Raw genomic sequence first — 17,447 nt, forward strand, 5'->3', positions numbered from 1 at the left:
GTAAACGCACATGATCAAGAAAATTCTCATTGCCAATCGCGGCGAAATCGCATGCCGGGTCATCAAGACGGCGAAGAAAATGGGTATCGCAACGGTTGCTGTTTATTCCGACGCCGACCGCAATGCCCTGCATGTCAAAATGGCTGACGAAGCAGTGCACATCGGACCAGCGCCATCCAATCAGTCCTATATCGTCATCGACAAGATTCTGGCGGCGATCAAGGAAACCGGCGCGGATGCCGTGCATCCCGGCTATGGTTTCCTTTCGGAAAACCCGCGCTTTGCCGAAGCATTGAAGGTCGCCAATGTCACCTTCATAGGGCCGCCCGTAAACGCAATTGAGGCCATGGGCGACAAGATCACCTCGAAGAAGCTTGCCTCCGAAGCCGGAGTTTCCACCGTACCTGGTCATATGGGTTTGATCGAAGACGCCGACGAGGCGGTTCGCATTTCCACATCCATCGGCTACCCGGTCATGATCAAGGCATCCGCCGGCGGTGGCGGCAAGGGCATGCGTATCGCGTGGAACGACGACGAAGCCCGCGAAGGTTTCCAGCTTTCGCGCAATGAGGCCAAGTCTTCTTTCGGCGACGACCGCATCTTCATCGAAAAATTCGTTACCCAGCCGCGCCATATCGAGATTCAGGTTCTGGGCGACCAGCACGGCAACGTCGTCTATCTCGGCGAACGCGAATGCTCCATCCAGCGCCGCAACCAGAAGGTCATTGAAGAGGCGCCTTCGCCATTCCTTGATGAAGCCACCCGCAAAGCCATGGGCGAACAAGCCGTGGCTCTCGCAAAAGCCGTCGGCTATTACTCCGCAGGCACGGTGGAATTTATTGTCGATGGTAGCCGCAACTTCTACTTCCTTGAAATGAATACGCGCTTGCAGGTCGAACACCCGGTGACGGAACTCATCACCGGTATCGACCTCGTGGAAGAAATGATCCGCGTTGCATCGGGCGAAAAGCTCCGTTTCGGTCAGACGGACGTTAAACTCAACGGCTGGGCTATGGAAAGCCGCCTCTATGCGGAAGATCCATATCGCAACTTCCTGCCTTCGATCGGCAGATTGACGCGCTATCGCCCACCCGTCGAAGGCCGCAACCCGGATGGTACAATCGTGCGCAACGACACCGGCGTGTTCGAAGGTGGCGAAATTTCGATGTATTATGATCCGATGATCGCAAAGCTCTGCACCTGGGGGCCGGATCGCGCCAGTGCCATAGAGGCGATGGGAGATGCACTGGATGCGTTCGAAGTTGAAGGTATTGGCCACAACCTACCCTTCCTCTCGGCAGTGATGGATCATCCGCGCTTTCGCGAGGGCGCAATCACAACCGCATTCATCGCCGAGGAATATCCGGACGGCTTCGCCGGTGTTCAGGTTTCGGAAGAGGATGCGCGCGTACTTGCTGCAGTTGCCAGCCAGATCAATCTGGCCATCGAGCAACGCAACATGCAGATTACCGGACGGATTTCCAGCGAAAAGCAATCGGTCGCGACTGATTGGGTGGCGGCACTTGGCGGGTTCACCCTGCCGGTTCGCATTGTGGAAGGCGAAGGCGGAACGACGATCAATTTCGTGGATGGCGGCAGCCTGCCAGTTGCCAGCGACTGGCATCCCGGTAGCCATCTGGGCTCATTTACCGTTGGCGGCAAGCCCATTGCCATCAAGGTTTCGCGCGTGGGCACTGGCTGGCGCCTACGCTGGCGCGGCATGGATGTCGTCATTCATGTCCGCAAACCACGCATTGCAGAACTGGCGAAACTCATGCCGATAAAGCTGCCGCCAGACACTTCGAAAATGTTGCTTTGTCCGATGCCCGGCGTCATCACGTCGATCCTCGTCAAGGATGGTGAAACTGTCGAGGCTGGTCAGCCGCTGGCCACCGTAGAAGCCATGAAGATGGAAAACGTGCTGCGAGCGGAACGCCGTGCTACCGTAAAGCGCATTACGGCGGAAGCAGGTGCAAGTCTCGCCGTGGATGAACTGATTATGGAATTTGAGTGAGGTCGATATGAGCGAGCGCCCCACCACCCGAGCAGACTGGGAAACCTTGGCCGAGAAGGAACTGAAACGGCCAGTCGACAGCCTCACCTGGCATACGCCGGAAGGCATTGACGTCAAGCCACTCTACACGGAAGACGACCTGCAGGGCATCGACCATCTTGGCACTCTGCCCGGTTTCGAGCCTTTCTTGCGAGGCCCTCGTGCGACCATGTATGCGGGTCGTCCATGGACGATCCGACAATATGCCGGTTTTTCGACGGCGGAAGAATCGAATGCCTTCTACCGCAAGGCTCTCGCCGCCGGTCAGCAGGGCGTTTCAGTTGCCTTCGATCTTGCCACGCATCGCGGCTATGACAGCGACCATCCACGGGTCGAAGGCGATGTAGGCAAGGCTGGTGTTGCCATCGATTCCGTCGAGGATATGAAAATCCTTTTCGACGGCATTCCGCTGGAAAAAATCTCCGTTTCCATGACCATGAACGGCGCGGTGATCCCTATCCTCGCCAATTTCATCGTGGCGGGCGAGGAACAGGGCGTGCCCCGCGCCCAGCTTTCCGGCACGATCCAGAACGACATCCTCAAGGAGTTCATGGTCCGCAACACCTATATCTATCCGCCGGAACCATCCATGCGGATCATTGCGGATATTATCGCCTATACGGCAGCCGAAATGCCGAAGTTCAACTCGATTTCCATTTCCGGCTACCATATGCAGGAAGCGGGCGCGACACTGGTTCAGGAACTCGCCTTCACGCTTGCCGATGGGCGTGAATATGTGCGTGCTGCCCTGAACAAGGGCCTGAATGTCGATGAATTTGCGGGACGACTGTCATTCTTCTTCGCCATCGGCATGAATTTCTTCATGGAAATCGCCAAGCTGCGCGCCGCGCGCCTGCTCTGGTCGCGCATCATGAAGGAATTCGATCCGAAGAAGCCCGGCTCGCTGATGCTACGCACGCATTGCCAGACTTCAGGCGTCTCTTTGCAGGAGCAGGACCCTTACAACAATATCGTCCGTACCGCATTTGAAGCCATGTCAGCTGCTCTTGGCGGTACGCAATCGCTGCACACCAATTCCTTCGATGAAGCCATTGCTTTGCCAACGGAATTTTCGGCTCGTATCGCTCGCAATACGCAGCTCATCCTCCAGAACGAAACCGGCGTAACCAAAGTGGTCGATCCGCTGGCAGGTTCTTATTACATCGAAAACCTCACCAACGAGCTGGCCGAAAAGGCCTGGGCGCTGATCGAGGAAGTCGAAGGTCTGGGCGGCATGACCAAGGCGGTCGAAAGCGGCCTTCCGAAGCGCCTCATCGAAGAAGCAGCGACCAAACGGCAGGCGGCGGTCGATAAGGGCGAAGAGATCATTGTCGGGGTCAACAAGTTCCGGCTGGAACAGGAAGACGAAATCGACATTCTGGAAATCGACAATTCGGCTGTTCGCCAGTCGCAAATTGCACGTCTCAATCGCATCAAGGAAACGCGCAACAAGGCAAAAGTCGAAGCAGCTCTGGCAGAACTGGAAAAAATTGCAAAGACCGGCGAAGGCAATCTTCTCGCCGCCGCTGTTGAAGCCTCCCGTGCTCGCGCCAGCGTCGGAGAAATTTCCGACGCCATGCGCCGCGCATTTGGCGATCATGCTGCAGTACCGAAGGTCGTTAAGAAGGTTTACGGCGCGGCCTATAAGGACGAGCCCGAATATCAGACGCTGGTTGAGCGACTTGGCGATTTTTCAAAGCAGATCGGCGAAACGCCGAAAGTGATGGTGGCAAAGCTCGGCCAGGACGGCCATGATCGCGGTGCCAAAATCATTGCGTCAGCCTTCGGCGATATCGGCTTCGACATATTGGCCGGACCACTGTTCCAGACGCCGGATGAAGCTGCCGATATGGCGATCAAGTCCAAGGTGCATGTTCTTGGAGTTTCGTCGCTAGCAGCCGGTCACAAGACACTTCTGCCTCAGCTTGTGGACACGCTCCGCAAGAAAGGCGCGGAAAATATCATTGTCGTCTGTGGTGGCGTCGTTCCCCGTCAGGATTATCAGTATCTGTTCGACCACGGTGTGGCGGCGGTTTTCGGCCCCGGCTCGAATGTGCTTGATTGTGCCCGCGCCGTGCTCGACCTGATGGAAGGCAAACGTCGTAATCTGTAGTATTCTCAGATGGATATGCCCTTTACAGGACTCATTTTCTGAACAACTTCAGAAGCCGGGTGAATAGCCCGGCTTCTTGCTTGGAGCATTTCCAGCAAAAGTGCAAAGCGTCTACGCGGGGAAATCAGTTCACTGGACTGATTTCTGATCCCGCTTCGATGCGTCAGATAATGCGACAAAAAAATACTCAGAGCGGTTCCAGCGACTCCGTTTTAACCGAAACCGCTCTAGAACCATCATTCAGTTTTTCGGTCCGGCAAAACCGGCAATCGTCGAGCCCGTAACGGATACTGGATCGCTGGCCGGGAACGTATCTTCCAAGCCCTCTTCAAGCTGGCGCTCCAGCTCTGCCCGGTCACCCGCGCGGCGCGCGCTGGGGCGTGTCAACAGGTTTTCAGGCTGAATGCCGCATTCCATACATGCAACGCCCAGCGCTTCGCCGAGCTTGATCGCGGCACGACGTATCACTTCATCGCGCGCCAGTTCCGCTTCCGTCTCGTTCTCAACCTTGACAGTGATCTTCTCTTCGCCCTCGGTGACGAACTCCACCATATAGAGCTTGAAGCCCCCAACCGAACTGATGCGGGTTTCGACAATTTCCATCGCTTGACCTCCGCGTTTTCTATGAGGATCAAACGTCGACCAGCGCCTGAAAGTTCCGCATATCTATGCAATTACGGAACCGCGCCCCTCCATCAAGCGTTTCTCGCCTGTCGTCTGGAGGTTGCGATGTCACAGTTCTTCACAAAGCTCAGCGAAAAAGCCGCCGAACTTGCAGGCCATTATCTGGCATTCGGGCTGGCAACCTTGTTCATCCTGTTATGGGGCATTAGCGGGCCTTTCTTTGACTTCTCGGATACTTGGCAACTCGTGGTGAATACATCGACCACAGTCATCACATTCCTGATGGTGTTCCTTATCCAGAACGCACAGGATCGCGAAGCAAGCGCGACACAGGCAAAACTCGATGAAATTTTGACCATCGTCTCAACAGCCAGGAGTGAGACCATAGGTGCGGAACACCTTCCTCTCGACAAGCTGAAGGCAATCTTGAAGCACCTTGAAGAGCAAAGCAAAAAAACCTCGACCGAAGAACCAGAATAAGCAACCCGATCTTTCCGGTGGGATGTTCACGCCTATATCCCCTCCGGAGAATTCTTATCATTAGCAGAAAGGATGTCCCATGGCCGTCACCAAGAAGCAGGAAGCTCGTGCTCTCAATGCCGACGAAAAAGAGCTGGTGGAAAAGTCGCACCATCCTTTTTTGCAGAACGTCCCCGACGAAGAACTTTCTCATCTGGCAAAACTGATCCGCGAACGCCGCAAGAAGGCGAAAGATCAGGCCCATCAGCGCAGGCGCGAAGTGCGCGGAAAGGGAGCCGCTCGTGGCGCGACACCCTCCAAGGCGGATGAAGGTTCACATCTGAAAGTATCCGTTCTGGCTATGGCCGTGCGTCGCATCAACACCGAAGTTGAACGCCGTCGTCGCATGTCAGCCAGCGCCGAACTGATCGCCAATGCCCGAAAAGCGCTTGCGACCAAGGAAGCAAACGAAAAGAAAGGCAAGGATTTCAACACGCGTCATGCGCTGAACGGCATGCGTAACATCCCGAACGAGAAATACGACAGTCTTGTCCGCCCTGCAGAGCGTGGACGACTCCGTAAGGCCGCAAGTGTCGCTCAGGCGAAGAAGGACACTCGCCAGAAAGACGCGGGTTAGAGCATTTCCAACGCCGTCTTTCGGGATGGGGGTGCGAAAGCCCGGTCCAGACGTTTCAATTGATCTTCGGAAAGCCGCAAGTCTGCGGCTTTTCTGTTATCCCGCACATGATGCAGGTTGGACGACTTTGGAATTGCTATGACATTGCCGCTGCGCATTGCCCACGCAAGCGCAACTGAGGCTGGCGTTCCTCCCGTCTCGCTTGCAATTTCCGCCAGTACGGAATTGCCCAGCAATCGACCTTGCTCGATAGGCGAATAAGCCATCAGCGGAATTTTACGCCCGGCACACCATGGCATCAGATCAAATTCTGGGCCGCGCCGCGTCAGATTGTAAAGTATCTGGTTCGTTGCAACGGCATTGCCGCCAGCTATACCGACGAGTTCTTTCATGTCATCCGTATCGAAATTGCTGACGCCCCAGCTCACTATCTTTCCAGCATGCTGTAATTCATCGAACGCAGCGACAGTCTCCTCAAGCGGATATCGCCCACGCCAATGCAGCAAATACAGATCAATGTGATCCGTGCGAAGGCGCTGCAGGCTCCTCTCGCAGGCCTCGATTGTGCCCTTCCAGGACGCATTGAACGGCAATACCTTGCTGACGAGAAACACATCATCGCGACGGCCCGTAATGGCTTCGCCAACAACGTCTTCCGCCTCTCCATCAGCATACATTTCCGCCGTATCGATCAGCGTCATCCCGAGATCGATGCCGCTTCTCAGTGCTTCGATTTCATAGCGGCGTTGCGTGCTGTCCTCACCCATATACCAAGTGCCCTGCCCGAGCGCTGGAACCGTCTGGCCCGAAGGCAGGGTGATCTGTGATATGGTTCCCGTCATTGCATCTTCCCCTATGAAACGATCATTGCCATGATCGCTACATAGCCGGAAAATTCAAGACCTTGAGAACAAGGGCTCAAGCAAAATGCAGACCGAAACCCTGCATGAGCCTGCGGATGGCATAGTCCGGATTGCGGGATGTCACGACCGCCAGATCGTTGTGATGATGCAGCTCTTCATCGGCGCGGCGTGGTTTCAGCAGCGAGACGGTACGCCGGGCGATCGCTTCCGCAGGATCGAGCCAGTCAACCGGCCATGGCGCAAGACGGCGAAACACATTGGCAAGGAACGGATAGTGCGTGCAGGCCAGCACGACAATGTCGGTCCGGTTACCATCCTGCTCAATGAAGCAGGGGGCGATCTGTTCCACGACCAGCGCCTCGTCGATCTTTTCGCCGCGAATATGGGCTTCCGCTACTGTCGCAAGCTGATCGGCACCAACGAGACGAACATGGCACTGGGTGGCGAAAGATTGAATGAGATCGCGCGTATAAGCACGCCTGACGGTACCGGGGGTCGCCAGCACGGAAACAAGCCCCGACGATGTTCTTTCTGCAGCGGGCTTGATTGCTGGCACTGTGCCGACAAACGGCACCGAAGGATAGGCTTGCCGCAAATCATCCAGCACCAGCGTGGAGGCCGTATTGCAGGCAATGACCGCGATCTCGGGGTCATAGGCGGCAATGAGCTTGCCGAACAGCTCGACAATCCTCTCCCTCAACGCATCCTCTTCCCATCCGCCATAGGGAAACCCGGCATCGTCGGCAACGTAGACAAAGCGGCGATCCGGCATAAGCACCCGCGCTTCGCGCAAAACCGTCAGGCCTCCGATACCGCTGTCGAAAACCAAAATAGGTCTTTCGACATCGGCAGAAGGCATGGCGGCAAAGCTCACAGCGGGTGCGTTTTTCATTCGTCCTCGTCCTTCATTGCCGGAGCCTCACTCGCAGGCTTACGCGCACGTCCTTCCGGGGCACCGGAACCGCGTGGTTTCTTCGGCGTGAACACGTCAAGCGACGTGACAACACCGCGCAGCAACTTGAGTTCTGCGGATGCGAAACCAGCACGCGTCAACACGGCGCGCAGATTGTTGACCATGATTTCCTTGCGGGCTTCCGGACGGAAATATCCCCGAACATCAAGGGCTTCTTCGAGATGATTGAAGAGCCCCTGCAACTCCTGTTTTGGCGCCATCTCAAGCTCCGGCCCGCGGAACACGGTCTCCGTTTCCGTCTCAAGGCCCGACTTCATCCATTCATAGGACATCAGCAAAACGGCCTGAGCGATATTCAGCGATGCGAAAGCCGGATTGACCGGAAACGTCACCAGTTCATCCGCAAGACCGACCTCTTCATTGCTGAGACCGAAGCGTTCACGGCCAAACAGGATGCCGGTCTTCTCACCAGTCCGGAAACGACGGCGCAGTTCGCCCCCCGCTTCCACGGCGCTGCGAACCTGCTTGAAGCCATCACGTTCACGTGCCGTCGTCGCATAGACGAAATTGAGATCGGCGATAGCGGACGGCAGGTCGTCATAGACTACCGCATTGTCGATCACATGATCGGCCTTGCTGGCTGCCGCCCTTGCCTTCTCACTCGGAAACTCTTCGCGCGGATTGACGAGGCGCAATTCAGCCAGACCAAAATTCGCCATGGCGCGCGCCACCATGCCGATATTCTCCGGCAATTGCGGCTCCACCAGCACGATTGCCGGTCCTTCCGCGATGAAGGGGCGCTGTTTATCTGTTCCTGCCATGATCTCTTCCGCATTAGCTATCGTATCGTGGCGTTTCCCTTACATAATTGACGCAGAATCGCAAAGATTCCCCTTACGTGTTTTAGGGAAAAGCCTGTGTAGTAGCCCGATAACACCTATTTGCTGCCCATTCATGCCAGACTGTTCCACCAGATACAGGATCAAAGGGAGGAAACCATGTCCGGTAAGAAGATACTCATGCTTTGCGGCGACTTTGGTGAGGACTATGAAACCATGGTCCCGTTCCAGACGCTTTTGACTGTTGGTCATACGGTTCATGCGGTCTGCCCCGGCAAGAAGGCTGGCGATCATATCGCGACAGCGATTCACGACTTCGAAGGCCACCAGACCTATACAGAAAAGCCCGGCCATAACTTCACGCTGAACGCGACCTTCACTGATGTTAAGCCTGAGAACTATGACGCTCTTGTCATTCCCGGCGGTCGGGCACCGGAATATCTGCGTCTCGACGATAAGGTTATCGCCGTGGTGAAGCATTTCTTCGAAGCGAACAAGCCAGTTGCTGCGGTCTGCCACGGCGCGCAATTGCTGGCCGCAGCGCGCGTTCTGGAAGGTCGCACCTGTTCCGCCTACCCGGCCTGCCGCCCGGAAGTTGAACTCGCCGGTGGCAAATATGCCGATATTCCGGTTGATCAGGCGGTTACGGATGGCAATCTTGTCACGTCGCCCGCATGGCCTGCTCATCCAGCATGGCTATCACAGTTCCTTACTGTGCTCGGCACCAGGATCACCCATAGCTGATCGCAACGCCCTGCCTGTTTCCCAACAAGGTTGCAGGCAGGGCGAAACTGCGCGACAGTAAGTTTGGGAGAATGATCCGGAGGAAATCATGTGCAGGCTGTTCATCGGTGCCGATCCTGAGCTCTGGCTGAGCGTAACACGTTCGCTGCGCATCGACGGTGTCGTGACAAGCGTCCGGCTTGAGAATTTCTTCTGGTGGGCTCTCGAAGATATTGCAGCACGCGATAATCTCGCGGTCAGCCGCCTTATCGGCAAACTTTACGATGAATCCCGCAATGAGGGGCACGACCTCGACAATTTCGCGTCGTTCCTGCGGGTCTGCTGTGGACGCTATCTTTCGTTGCAGCTGAACGGCCTTGTTCCCACAGACAAGTCGACCGCCATCTCCACACTGGATGCAGATACCATTCTGGTCAGGGAACAGGAAAACTATCGCCAGCGGCAATCGTCATGGGAGAAATCTCGTGATGACAATCGCGCTGCACACCGCGCCGCATAATCGGTGCCGTCAAAAGCCATTTCACGCTTTTCGCAAGTCTCTCCCGAAATTTTGACCGCCTAAACGCTCTATAGGCCAAAGAATAAGCCTCTTACGCTTTGCCTTATTCGTCGTGAGTGCTATACGGGCGCGACGCATTGAAAAAGAGGCTTCATCCATGGCAAAAATCAAGGTTGCGAACCCGGTCGTTGAACTCGACGGCGATGAAATGACCCGCATCATCTGGCAGTTCATCAAGGACAAATTGATCCATCCCTACCTCGACATTGATCTGAAATATTACGATCTGTCAGTCGAGCACCGCGATGCCACCAATGACCAGGTTACCATTGATGCGGCTAATGCCATCAAGGAACACGGCGTTGGCGTAAAATGCGCAACCATCACCCCGGACGAAGCCCGCGTTGAAGAATTCAAGCTCAAGAAGATGTGGAAGTCGCCAAACGGCACGATCCGCAACATTCTCGGCGGCGTGATCTTCCGCGAGCCGATCATCTGCAAGAACGTTCCGCGCCTCGTGCCGGGCTGGACCCAGCCGATCATCGTTGGCCGTCATGCTTTCGGCGATCAATACCGCGCGACCGATTTCAAATTCCCGGGCAAGGGCACGCTATCCATCAAGTTCGTCGGTGAAGATGGCGAGACCATCGAACACGAAGTCTATCAGGCTCCGGCGGCTGGTGTGGCAATGGCCATGTACAACCTCGACGAATCGATCCGCGAATTTGCCCGTGCTTCGCTGAACTACGGCTTGCAGCGCAACTACCCGGTCTATCTCTCGACCAAGAACACCATTCTCAAGGCTTATGACGGTCGCTTCAAGGACATCTTCGAAGAAGTTTACCAGACCGAGTTCGCTGACAAGTTCAAGGCTGCAAAGATCTGGTACGAACATCGCCTCATCGACGACATGGTCGCTTCGGCGCTCAAGTGGTCCGGCGGCTATGTTTGGGCTTGTAAGAACTACGACGGCGACGTGCAGTCGGATATCGTGGCTCAGGGTTTTGGCTCGCTCGGCCTGATGACCTCCGTTCTGATGACGCCGGATGGCAAGACCGTTGAAGCAGAAGCTGCACACGGCACCGTAACCCGTCACTACCGCCAGCATCAGAAGGGCGAGGAAACCTCGACCAATTCGATCGCTTCGATCTTCGCATGGACCCGCGGTCTCGCTCACCGCGCCAAGCTCGACAACAATGCCGAGCTTAAGCGTTTTGCCGACACGCTGGAAAAGGTCTGCGTCGACACCGTCGAAAGCGGCTACATGACCAAGGATCTGGCTCTGCTCATCGGTCCGGATCAGCCTTGGCTCTCGACCACCGGTTTCCTCGACAAGATCGACGAGAACCTTCAGAAGGCCATGGCCGCCTGATAAAATATTCGACGCTTATCGTCGATATGGAAAACCCGGCAGCCTCGCTGCCGGGTTTTTTCATTTCCTTTTCAAGGGAAAAAGCGCATCCTGCCACCGCTTACAGGGAGGATGAAATGGCTGAGTTGAAGCTCTATACCAACCCGATGTCGCGCGGACGCATCGCGCGCTGGATGCTGGAGGAGATCGGCAAACCCTATGATGTGGAAATTCTGGATTTCGGGCCACCGATGAAGGGGCCTGACTACTGCACAATCAATCCGATGGGCAAAGTTCCTGCCCTGCGCCACGGCGATGCGGTGGTGACGGAAGTGGCTGCAATCTGCGCCTATCTGGCAACAACATTTCCCGAAGTTGGTCTGGCGCCTCACCCCAATGAGCGCGCGGATTTCTTCCGCTGGCTGTTCTTTACATCTGGTCCCGTGGAAGCCGCCTTGTCCAACCATGCGCTCGGCTTTGAAATACCCGCAGACAAGCAGGGAATGGTCGGCTACGGCAATTACGATACAGTGGTCAACACATTGGAAAAAGCGGTTTCGCACCATCCATACATCACCGGCGACCGCTTCACGGCTGCTGACGTTTATGTCGGCTCGCACATCGGCTGGGGCCTGCGCTTCGGCACTTTGCCTGCCAGAGGAGCGTTCGTCGCCTATTGGGACCGACTAAAAGATCGCCCCGCCATGAAACGCGCCACAGAGCTGGACGAGGCAGCAGCCGCAGCCACACAGCATTAACAACATAATGCTGGCTGTTCAGGTCACGTAATCTGGCCAGCCAGCTCAAACGTGCGTGAGAATGCCTGTGCACCTTTTGGCGAGAACGCGATGACACGCCCCGCTTCGCGGCGTGCCCAGCCATTTGAAATGAAATGGTTCAACAGCGCTGCACCGAGCGCTCCGCCCAGATGGTTGCGACGCTCACTCCAGTCGAGGCAGTGACGACAGACCGGGCGCTTGCCCTGCTCCAGAGTGGTCACATCAACGCCAAGGCAACTGAAAAACGACTTGCCCTTCTCTGTCAGCACCGGCTCATTGTCGTCAACAATCAGCTCAAGCCGATGCGAGGCATCGAGCATTTCCACGCCACGCTCACCGGCCAGATGGTCATAGCAGATGCGTGCCTTGCGTAGTGCCTGATCTTTCGGGCCGGTCCGCACCCGCACAGCGCCGGTGCGTTGCGCAAGCCCCATCAAACCTTCCAGGACCTGCGCTACGTCTGTTCCAGAAAGCCGGAAATAGCGGTGCCGCCCCTGCTTCTCCGCAACCAACAAATTGGCCGCATCGAGCTTTGCAAGATGTCCGCTGGCGGTTTGCAGCGTCACGCCTGCGGCTGACGCGAGTTCACTGACAGTCAGCGCACGACCATCCATCAGCGCCGTGAGCATGTTAGCACGCGCCGGATCACCAAGGAGCGCGGCAACAGAAGCTATGATCGGGCCATCTTTCATACTTCGATGCTAACCGAACTATGGAGAAATTTCAATTGCTACATTGTCAGCATCGAAGACATGCTTTTGAAGGAGACACGCATGATTACCTGTTTCATCCGCTATCAGATCGACCCGTTCAAAGCGGATGCCTTTGCAGAATATGCGCGCAATTGGGGACAGGCGATTCCGCGCTGCGGCGCTGATCTCATCGGCTATTTCGGGCCGCATGAAGGTTCGTCGACCACAGCCTACGGCGTCTATTCAGTCGAAAACCTTGCCGCGTATGAAGCATATCGGGCACGGCTTGCCGCCGATCCGCTGGGACGCGAGAATTACGAATTTGCGCGCAGAGAACAATTCATCCGATCCGAAGACCGCATCTTCCTCAAACTCCAATCCGCACCGCATGGGGAGTTCATCAAGCCATGATTGCCGTCATATTCGAAGTCTGGCCAGCCGATGACAACAGACGTGAACAGTATCTCGATATTGCCGCAGGCCTGCGCGAAGATCTTTCCAGGATTGACGGTTTTCTGTCGATCGAGCGTTTTCAAAGCCTGGCTGATCCCGACAAATTGCTTTCGCTCTCGTTCTGGCGCGACGAAGATGCGGTGCGTGAATGGCGCAACCTGCCGTCTCATCGGGCAGCACAGGGAAAGGGACGCAATGGTGTTTTTGAGAACTACCGTTTGCGTGTAGCCAGCATCATGCGTGACTATGGTCTGGATGAACGAAGCGAAGCGCCTGACGACAGCCGCACAATTCATGCGGCTTAATTCCACCGATAAAAAAGGCCGGGTTAACCCGGCCTTTTGCATTAGATGATCAGTGCCTTGACTGCTGCAATCGCAGCGTCGGCCTTATCGCCATCCGGCCCGCCGGCCTGCGCCATGTCCGGGCGACCGCCGCCACCTGCGCCACCAAGGGCCGCAGAAGCAGCGCGAACCAGATCGACCGCACTAAAGCGACCAACCAAATCTTCCGTCACCGCAGCCACCGCGCTGGCCTTGCTATCTTCGCCGATACCAATGAACAGCACCACACCGGAGCCGACCTGCTTCTTGCCTTCGTCGGCAAGCGGCTTGAGATCACGCGGGGAAACGCCAGTTACGATCTTGCCGAGGAAGTTGACGCCATTCACAGCTTCAACGGCGCTGCCGCCATCTGCCGAACCACCGCCAAGCGCAAGCTTCTTGCGCGCATCAGCAAGTTCGCGTTCCAGCTTCTTGCGTTCATCAAGCAGTGCGTTGACACGTTCCAGCGCTTCGGACGGTGTCGTCTTCAGTGCACCGGCGATGGCCTTTACGCGCTCGTCCTGCTCTTCAAGGTAAAGACGTGCTGCCTCACCCGTCAGCGCTTCCATACGACGAACGCCAGCGGCAACAGCACCTTCCGAAACGATGCGGACAAGACCTATATCGCCGGTCTGGCGCACATGCGTACCGCCGCAAAGCTCAACCGAATAAGCCTTGCCCTCCTTCGAACCATGCTTGGCGGTGCCCATGGAAACGACGCGAACTTCATCGCCGTATTTTTCACCGAACAGTGCCATGGCACCCTCGGCAATGGCATCGTCAACAGCCATCAAGCGGGTGCTGACAGGAGCGTTCTGCAAAATGATTTCGTTGGCGAGGGTTTCCACCTGCGTCAGCTCTTCAGCCGAAATCGGCTTCGGATGCGAAAAGTCGAAGCGCAGACGATCCGGTGCAACGAGCGAACCCTTCTGCGCAACATGACTGCCGAGCGTTTCACGCAGCGCCTCATGCAAAAGGTGCGTCGCCGAATGGTTGGAACGAATGCGCGTGCGGCGCACCGAATCCACTTTCAGCTCAACAGCATCGCCGGTCCTCGCCGTCCCCTTGGTGACTTCGCCGATGTGAACGAAGACGCCCTCGCCCTTCTTCTGCGTATCCTTGATTGCGATAGCAAAACCTTCTCCGGAGATCGTGCCGGTATCGCCCTGCTGGCCGCCGGATTCTCCATAGAACGGGGTCTGGTTGACTACGACCGAAACAACATCGCCTTCAGCAACGGACTGTACTTCCGCGCCATCGCGGACAAGCGCAGTGATAACGCCTTCGGCAACCTCGGTCTCGTATCCGAGAAATTCCGTCGCACCGACCTTATCCTTGATGCCGAACCAGATCGTTTCGGTTGCGGCTTCACCAGAACCAGCCCAGTTCGCACGGGCCTCGGCCTTCTGGCGCTCCATGGCGGCACTGAAGCCATCCGTATCGACGGCAATACCGCGCTGACGAAGTGCATCCTGCGTCAGATCCAGCGGAAAGCCATAGGTGTCGTAAAGCTTGAAAGCGGTTTCGCCGTCGAGGCGATCCCCTTCAACAAGGCTTTCCGTCGCATCCGACAGGAGGCCAAGACCGCGATCCAGCGTCTTGCGGAAACGGGTTTCCTCAAGCTTGAGCGTTTCGGAGATCAAGGCATCGGCGCGGATCAGTTCCGGATAGGCCTGTCCCATTTCGCGGATCAAGGCTGGCAGCAGGCGCCACATCAACGGCTCTTTCGCGCCCAAGAGCTGGGCATGACGCATTGCACGGCGCATGATGCGACGCAACACATAGCCGCGGCCTTCGTTGGACGGCAGAACACCGTCAGCGATCAGGAAGCTCGAAGCGCGCAGATGATCAGCAATCACACGGTGGCTGGCGCGGAATTCGCCCTCAGCCTTCACGCCGGTTGCTTCTTCCGAAGCGCGGATCAATGCCTTGAAGAGATCGATATCGTAATTGTCGTGCACGCCCTGCAGAACCGCAGCGACCCGCTCCAACCCCATTCCGGTGTCGATAGACGGACGCGGCAGGTCGATGCGCTGTTCAGGCGTGATCTGCTCGAACTGCATGAAAACGAGGTTCCAGATTTCGATGAAACGGTCACCGTCTTCGTCAGCCGATCCGGGAGGTCCACCCCAGATATGGTCGCCGTGGTCGAAGAAGATTTCTGAACACGGACCGCATGGACCAGTATCGCCCATGGCCCAAAAGTTATCACTTGTCGCGATGCGGATAATGCGGTCATCGGAAAGGCCCGCGATCTTCTTCCAATAATTCGCAGCGTCGTCGTCCGTGTGATAAACGGTGACGAGCAATTTGTCCTTCGGAAGGCCGAATTCCTTCGTGATCAGGTTCCAGGCGAAGCTGATGGCATCTTCCTTGAAATAGTCGCCAAACGAGAAATTGCCGAGCATTTCAAAGAACGTATGGTGACGAGCGGTATAGCCGACATTGTCCAGATCGTTGTGCTTGCCACCGGCACGCACGCACTTCTGGGAAGTCGTCGCGCGATTGTAGGAACGGTGTTCAAGACCCGTAAAAACGTTCTTGAACTGAACCATACCCGCATTGGTGAACATCAGCGTCGGATCGTTACGCGGGACAAGTGGGCTCGATGGAACGACCTCATGCCCGTTCTTGCGGTAATAATCGAGGAATGTGGACCTAATCTCGTTGACGCCAGCCATAAGTCACCCTTGGGCTTTTTTGCCCTGCACGGATACAGCTCTGCAGAAAGCTGTATCAATTATCCTGTTCAAACTCCCATAGCCGCCAACCGTTATTGAAGGCCCGAGGCTCTCCCGCACTGCCAGGAGGTGAAGTGGAGTTTTCGGTTGACCGCTTTTAGCGGTGCCTTGCTTTTCTGTCCAGATAAGTACGCTGCGCCATAAAAGCAATTTCTGCCGGAAAGCGATAAAACCAGCACCATTCACTTCGCAAAACACCCACTGCTAAACAAAAAGCCCCGTGCAATTGCACGGGGCTTCGATAATTCATTCGATGCCGGCGATCTTACATTTCGGCAGCGTCACCCGCATCGTCTTCTGGTCCGCCATCTTCGAGGAACTGTTCGGCAATCAAACCGGCATTCTGACGAAGCGTGGTTTCGATCTCGCGGGCTACTTCCGGATTGTCCTTGAGATATTGCTTGGCGTTTTCACGGCCCTGCCCCAGTCGCTGGGAATTATACGAGAACCATGCACCAGACTTCTCGACGACACCGGCCTTTACGCCAAGATCGACCAGCTCGCCGGTCTTGGAAACGCCAGCACCGTACATGATGTCAAATTCGACCTGCTTGAAGGGCGGCGCAAGCTTGTTCTTGACGACCTTCACGCGGGTCTGGTTGCCAACAACTTCGTCGCGCTCCTTGATCGAACCGATACGGCGAATATCGAGACGAACCGAAGCATAGAACTTGAGAGCGTTACCGCCAGTCGTCGTTTCCGGCGAACCGAACATCACACCGATCTTCATACGAATCTGGTTGATGAAGATCACCATACAGTTCGAACGCGAGATCGATGCGGTAAGCTTGCGCAGCGCCTGGCTCATAAGACGAGCCTGAAGACCAGGCAAGGAGTCACCCATTTCGCCTTCGATTTCCGCACGTGGCGTCAAGGCTGCGACGGAGTCGACGACGAGAACGTCGATGGCGCCCGAACGCACAAGCGTGTCGGTAATTTCAAGTGCCTGCTCACCCGTATCTGGCTGCGAAATCAGCAAGTTTTCCAGATCGACACCCAGCTTGCGTGCATAGACAGGATCAAGCGCATGTTCCGCATCGACGAATGCACAGATACCGCCCTTCTTCTGTGCTTCCGCAATCGTGTGCAGCGCGAGTGTCGTCTTACCGGAGCTTTCCGGTCCGTAAATCTCAACAATACGTCCTTTGGGCAAGCCGCCGACACCCAGCGCGATGTCCAGAGAAAGCGAGCCGGTCGGAACAGTTTCGATCTCGATAACCGGGGCATTTTTCCCCAGACGCATGATCGAGCCCTTACCGAACGCCCTTTCGATTTGCGACAATGCCGCATCGAGAGCCTTAGTCTTGTCCACTGAATTTTCCTCAACAAGTCGCAATGAATTCTGAGACATCTTACACCATCCT

At 56.1% G+C, this 17,447-nt stretch carries 17 protein-coding genes; 10 read left to right on the forward strand and 7 right to left on the reverse strand.

Annotated features, from left to right (window positions below; translation table 11 throughout):
- Positions 1-10 precede the first annotated feature (10 nt).
- Both OHI65_RS16445 and scpA read left to right on the forward strand, forming a co-directional pair.
- Positions 11-2,014 (forward strand): acetyl/propionyl/methylcrotonyl-CoA carboxylase subunit alpha, encoded by a 2,004-nt coding sequence (locus tag OHI65_RS16445; RefSeq protein WP_125300192.1) that lies wholly within the window; start codon positions 11-13, stop codon positions 2,012-2,014.
- A gap of 7 nt (positions 2,015-2,021) precedes the next feature.
- Positions 2,022-4,166 (forward strand): methylmalonyl-CoA mutase, encoded by a 2,145-nt coding sequence (scpA, locus tag OHI65_RS16450; protein ID WP_125300191.1) that lies wholly within the window; start codon positions 2,022-2,024, stop codon positions 4,164-4,166.
- A gap of 240 nt (positions 4,167-4,406) precedes the next feature.
- On the opposite strand, the gene OHI65_RS16455 is transcribed toward scpA, so the two are convergent.
- Positions 4,407-4,769, reverse strand: a complete 363-nt coding sequence (locus tag OHI65_RS16455; RefSeq protein WP_012091928.1) for a hypothetical protein — start codon at positions 4,767-4,769, stop codon at positions 4,407-4,409.
- 126 nt (positions 4,770-4,895) lie between these two features.
- Between OHI65_RS16455 and OHI65_RS16460 the strand changes: the two genes are divergently transcribed.
- Together OHI65_RS16460 and OHI65_RS16465 are read left to right on the forward strand one after the other, a co-directional pair.
- Positions 4,896-5,270, forward strand: coding sequence for a low affinity iron permease family protein (locus OHI65_RS16460; protein ID WP_010659946.1), 375 nt, complete (start codon positions 4,896-4,898; stop codon positions 5,268-5,270).
- A 79-nt stretch (positions 5,271-5,349) separates the two neighbouring features.
- Positions 5,350-5,886: a hypothetical protein gene (locus tag OHI65_RS16465; protein ID WP_010659945.1), complete on the forward strand. Its 537-nt coding sequence runs from the start codon at positions 5,350-5,352 to the stop codon at positions 5,884-5,886.
- On the opposite strand, the gene OHI65_RS16470 is transcribed toward OHI65_RS16465, so the two are convergent.
- The 3 genes from OHI65_RS16470 to OHI65_RS16480 all read right to left on the reverse strand — a co-directional run bounded on the left by OHI65_RS16470 (position 5,883) and on the right by OHI65_RS16480 (position 8,483).
- On the reverse strand, positions 5,883-6,728 hold the full coding sequence (locus OHI65_RS16470; protein WP_125300190.1) for an aldo/keto reductase: 846 nt from the start codon (positions 6,726-6,728) through the stop codon (positions 5,883-5,885). The two genes, OHI65_RS16465 and OHI65_RS16470, sit on opposite strands and share 4 nt — an antisense overlap.
- A gap of 76 nt (positions 6,729-6,804) precedes the next feature.
- A complete protein-coding gene (gene murI / locus OHI65_RS16475) occupies positions 6,805-7,641 on the reverse strand; it encodes a glutamate racemase (protein ID WP_010659943.1) in 837 nt (278 codons plus the stop codon).
- On the reverse strand, positions 7,638-8,483 hold the full coding sequence (locus OHI65_RS16480) for an RNA methyltransferase (RefSeq protein WP_010659942.1): 846 nt from the start codon (positions 8,481-8,483) through the stop codon (positions 7,638-7,640). Before OHI65_RS16480 ends, murI begins: the two co-directional genes overlap by 4 nt.
- Before the next feature lie 177 nt (positions 8,484-8,660).
- Here OHI65_RS16480 and OHI65_RS16485 point away from each other — a divergent pair, with 177 nt between their 5' ends.
- The 4 genes from OHI65_RS16485 to OHI65_RS16500 all read left to right on the forward strand — a co-directional run bounded on the left by OHI65_RS16485 (position 8,661) and on the right by OHI65_RS16500 (position 11,853).
- Positions 8,661-9,245 carry a DJ-1/PfpI family protein gene (locus tag OHI65_RS16485; protein WP_029924622.1) on the forward strand — a complete coding sequence of 195 codons (585 nt, stop codon included), beginning with the start codon at positions 8,661-8,663 and terminating at the stop codon, positions 9,243-9,245.
- A gap of 88 nt (positions 9,246-9,333) precedes the next feature.
- Entirely contained in the window at positions 9,334-9,744 is a 411-nt protein-coding gene (locus OHI65_RS16490; RefSeq protein ID WP_125300188.1) for a ribbon-helix-helix domain-containing protein, read from the forward strand.
- Between the two features lie 157 nt (positions 9,745-9,901).
- The gene (locus OHI65_RS16495; protein ID WP_012091920.1) at positions 9,902-11,116 is read left to right on the forward strand and encodes an NADP-dependent isocitrate dehydrogenase; all 1,215 of its coding nucleotides are present in this window, start codon (positions 9,902-9,904) and stop codon (positions 11,114-11,116) included.
- A 116-nt stretch (positions 11,117-11,232) separates the two neighbouring features.
- Positions 11,233-11,853, forward strand: coding sequence for a glutathione S-transferase family protein (locus tag OHI65_RS16500; RefSeq protein WP_125300187.1), 621 nt, complete (start codon positions 11,233-11,235; stop codon positions 11,851-11,853).
- Positions 11,854-11,876: 23 nt separating this feature from the next.
- Here OHI65_RS16500 and OHI65_RS16505 read toward each other — a convergent pair whose 3' ends face one another.
- The gene (locus OHI65_RS16505) at positions 11,877-12,566 is read right to left on the reverse strand and encodes an ArsR/SmtB family transcription factor (RefSeq protein ID WP_125300186.1); all 690 of its coding nucleotides are present in this window, start codon (positions 12,564-12,566) and stop codon (positions 11,877-11,879) included.
- 81 nt (positions 12,567-12,647) lie between these two features.
- On the opposite strand from OHI65_RS16505, the gene OHI65_RS16510 reads away from it, so the two are divergent.
- Positions 12,648-12,977: an NIPSNAP family protein gene (locus OHI65_RS16510; protein ID WP_010659936.1), complete on the forward strand. Its 330-nt coding sequence runs from the start codon at positions 12,648-12,650 to the stop codon at positions 12,975-12,977.
- Positions 12,974-13,324, forward strand: a complete 351-nt coding sequence (locus OHI65_RS16515) for an antibiotic biosynthesis monooxygenase family protein (RefSeq protein WP_012091917.1) — start codon at positions 12,974-12,976, stop codon at positions 13,322-13,324. The genes OHI65_RS16510 and OHI65_RS16515 overlap by 4 nt, the downstream gene beginning before the upstream one ends.
- Positions 13,325-13,365: 41 nt before the next feature.
- Here the strand turns inward: OHI65_RS16515 and alaS are convergent, their stop codons facing one another.
- Together alaS and recA are read right to left on the reverse strand one after the other, a co-directional pair.
- Positions 13,366-16,023 carry an alanine--tRNA ligase gene (gene alaS / locus OHI65_RS16520; protein WP_125300185.1) on the reverse strand — a complete coding sequence of 886 codons (2,658 nt, stop codon included), beginning with the start codon at positions 16,021-16,023 and terminating at the stop codon, positions 13,366-13,368.
- A 325-nt stretch (positions 16,024-16,348) separates the two neighbouring features.
- Entirely contained in the window at positions 16,349-17,434 is a 1,086-nt protein-coding gene (recA, locus tag OHI65_RS16525) for a recombinase RecA (protein ID WP_012091915.1), read from the reverse strand.
- Between the last annotated feature and the right edge of the window lie 13 nt (positions 17,435-17,447).

The organism is Brucella sp. MAB-22, assembly GCF_025908475.1.
GTDB lineage: Bacteria > Pseudomonadota > Alphaproteobacteria > Rhizobiales > Rhizobiaceae > Brucella > Brucella anthropi.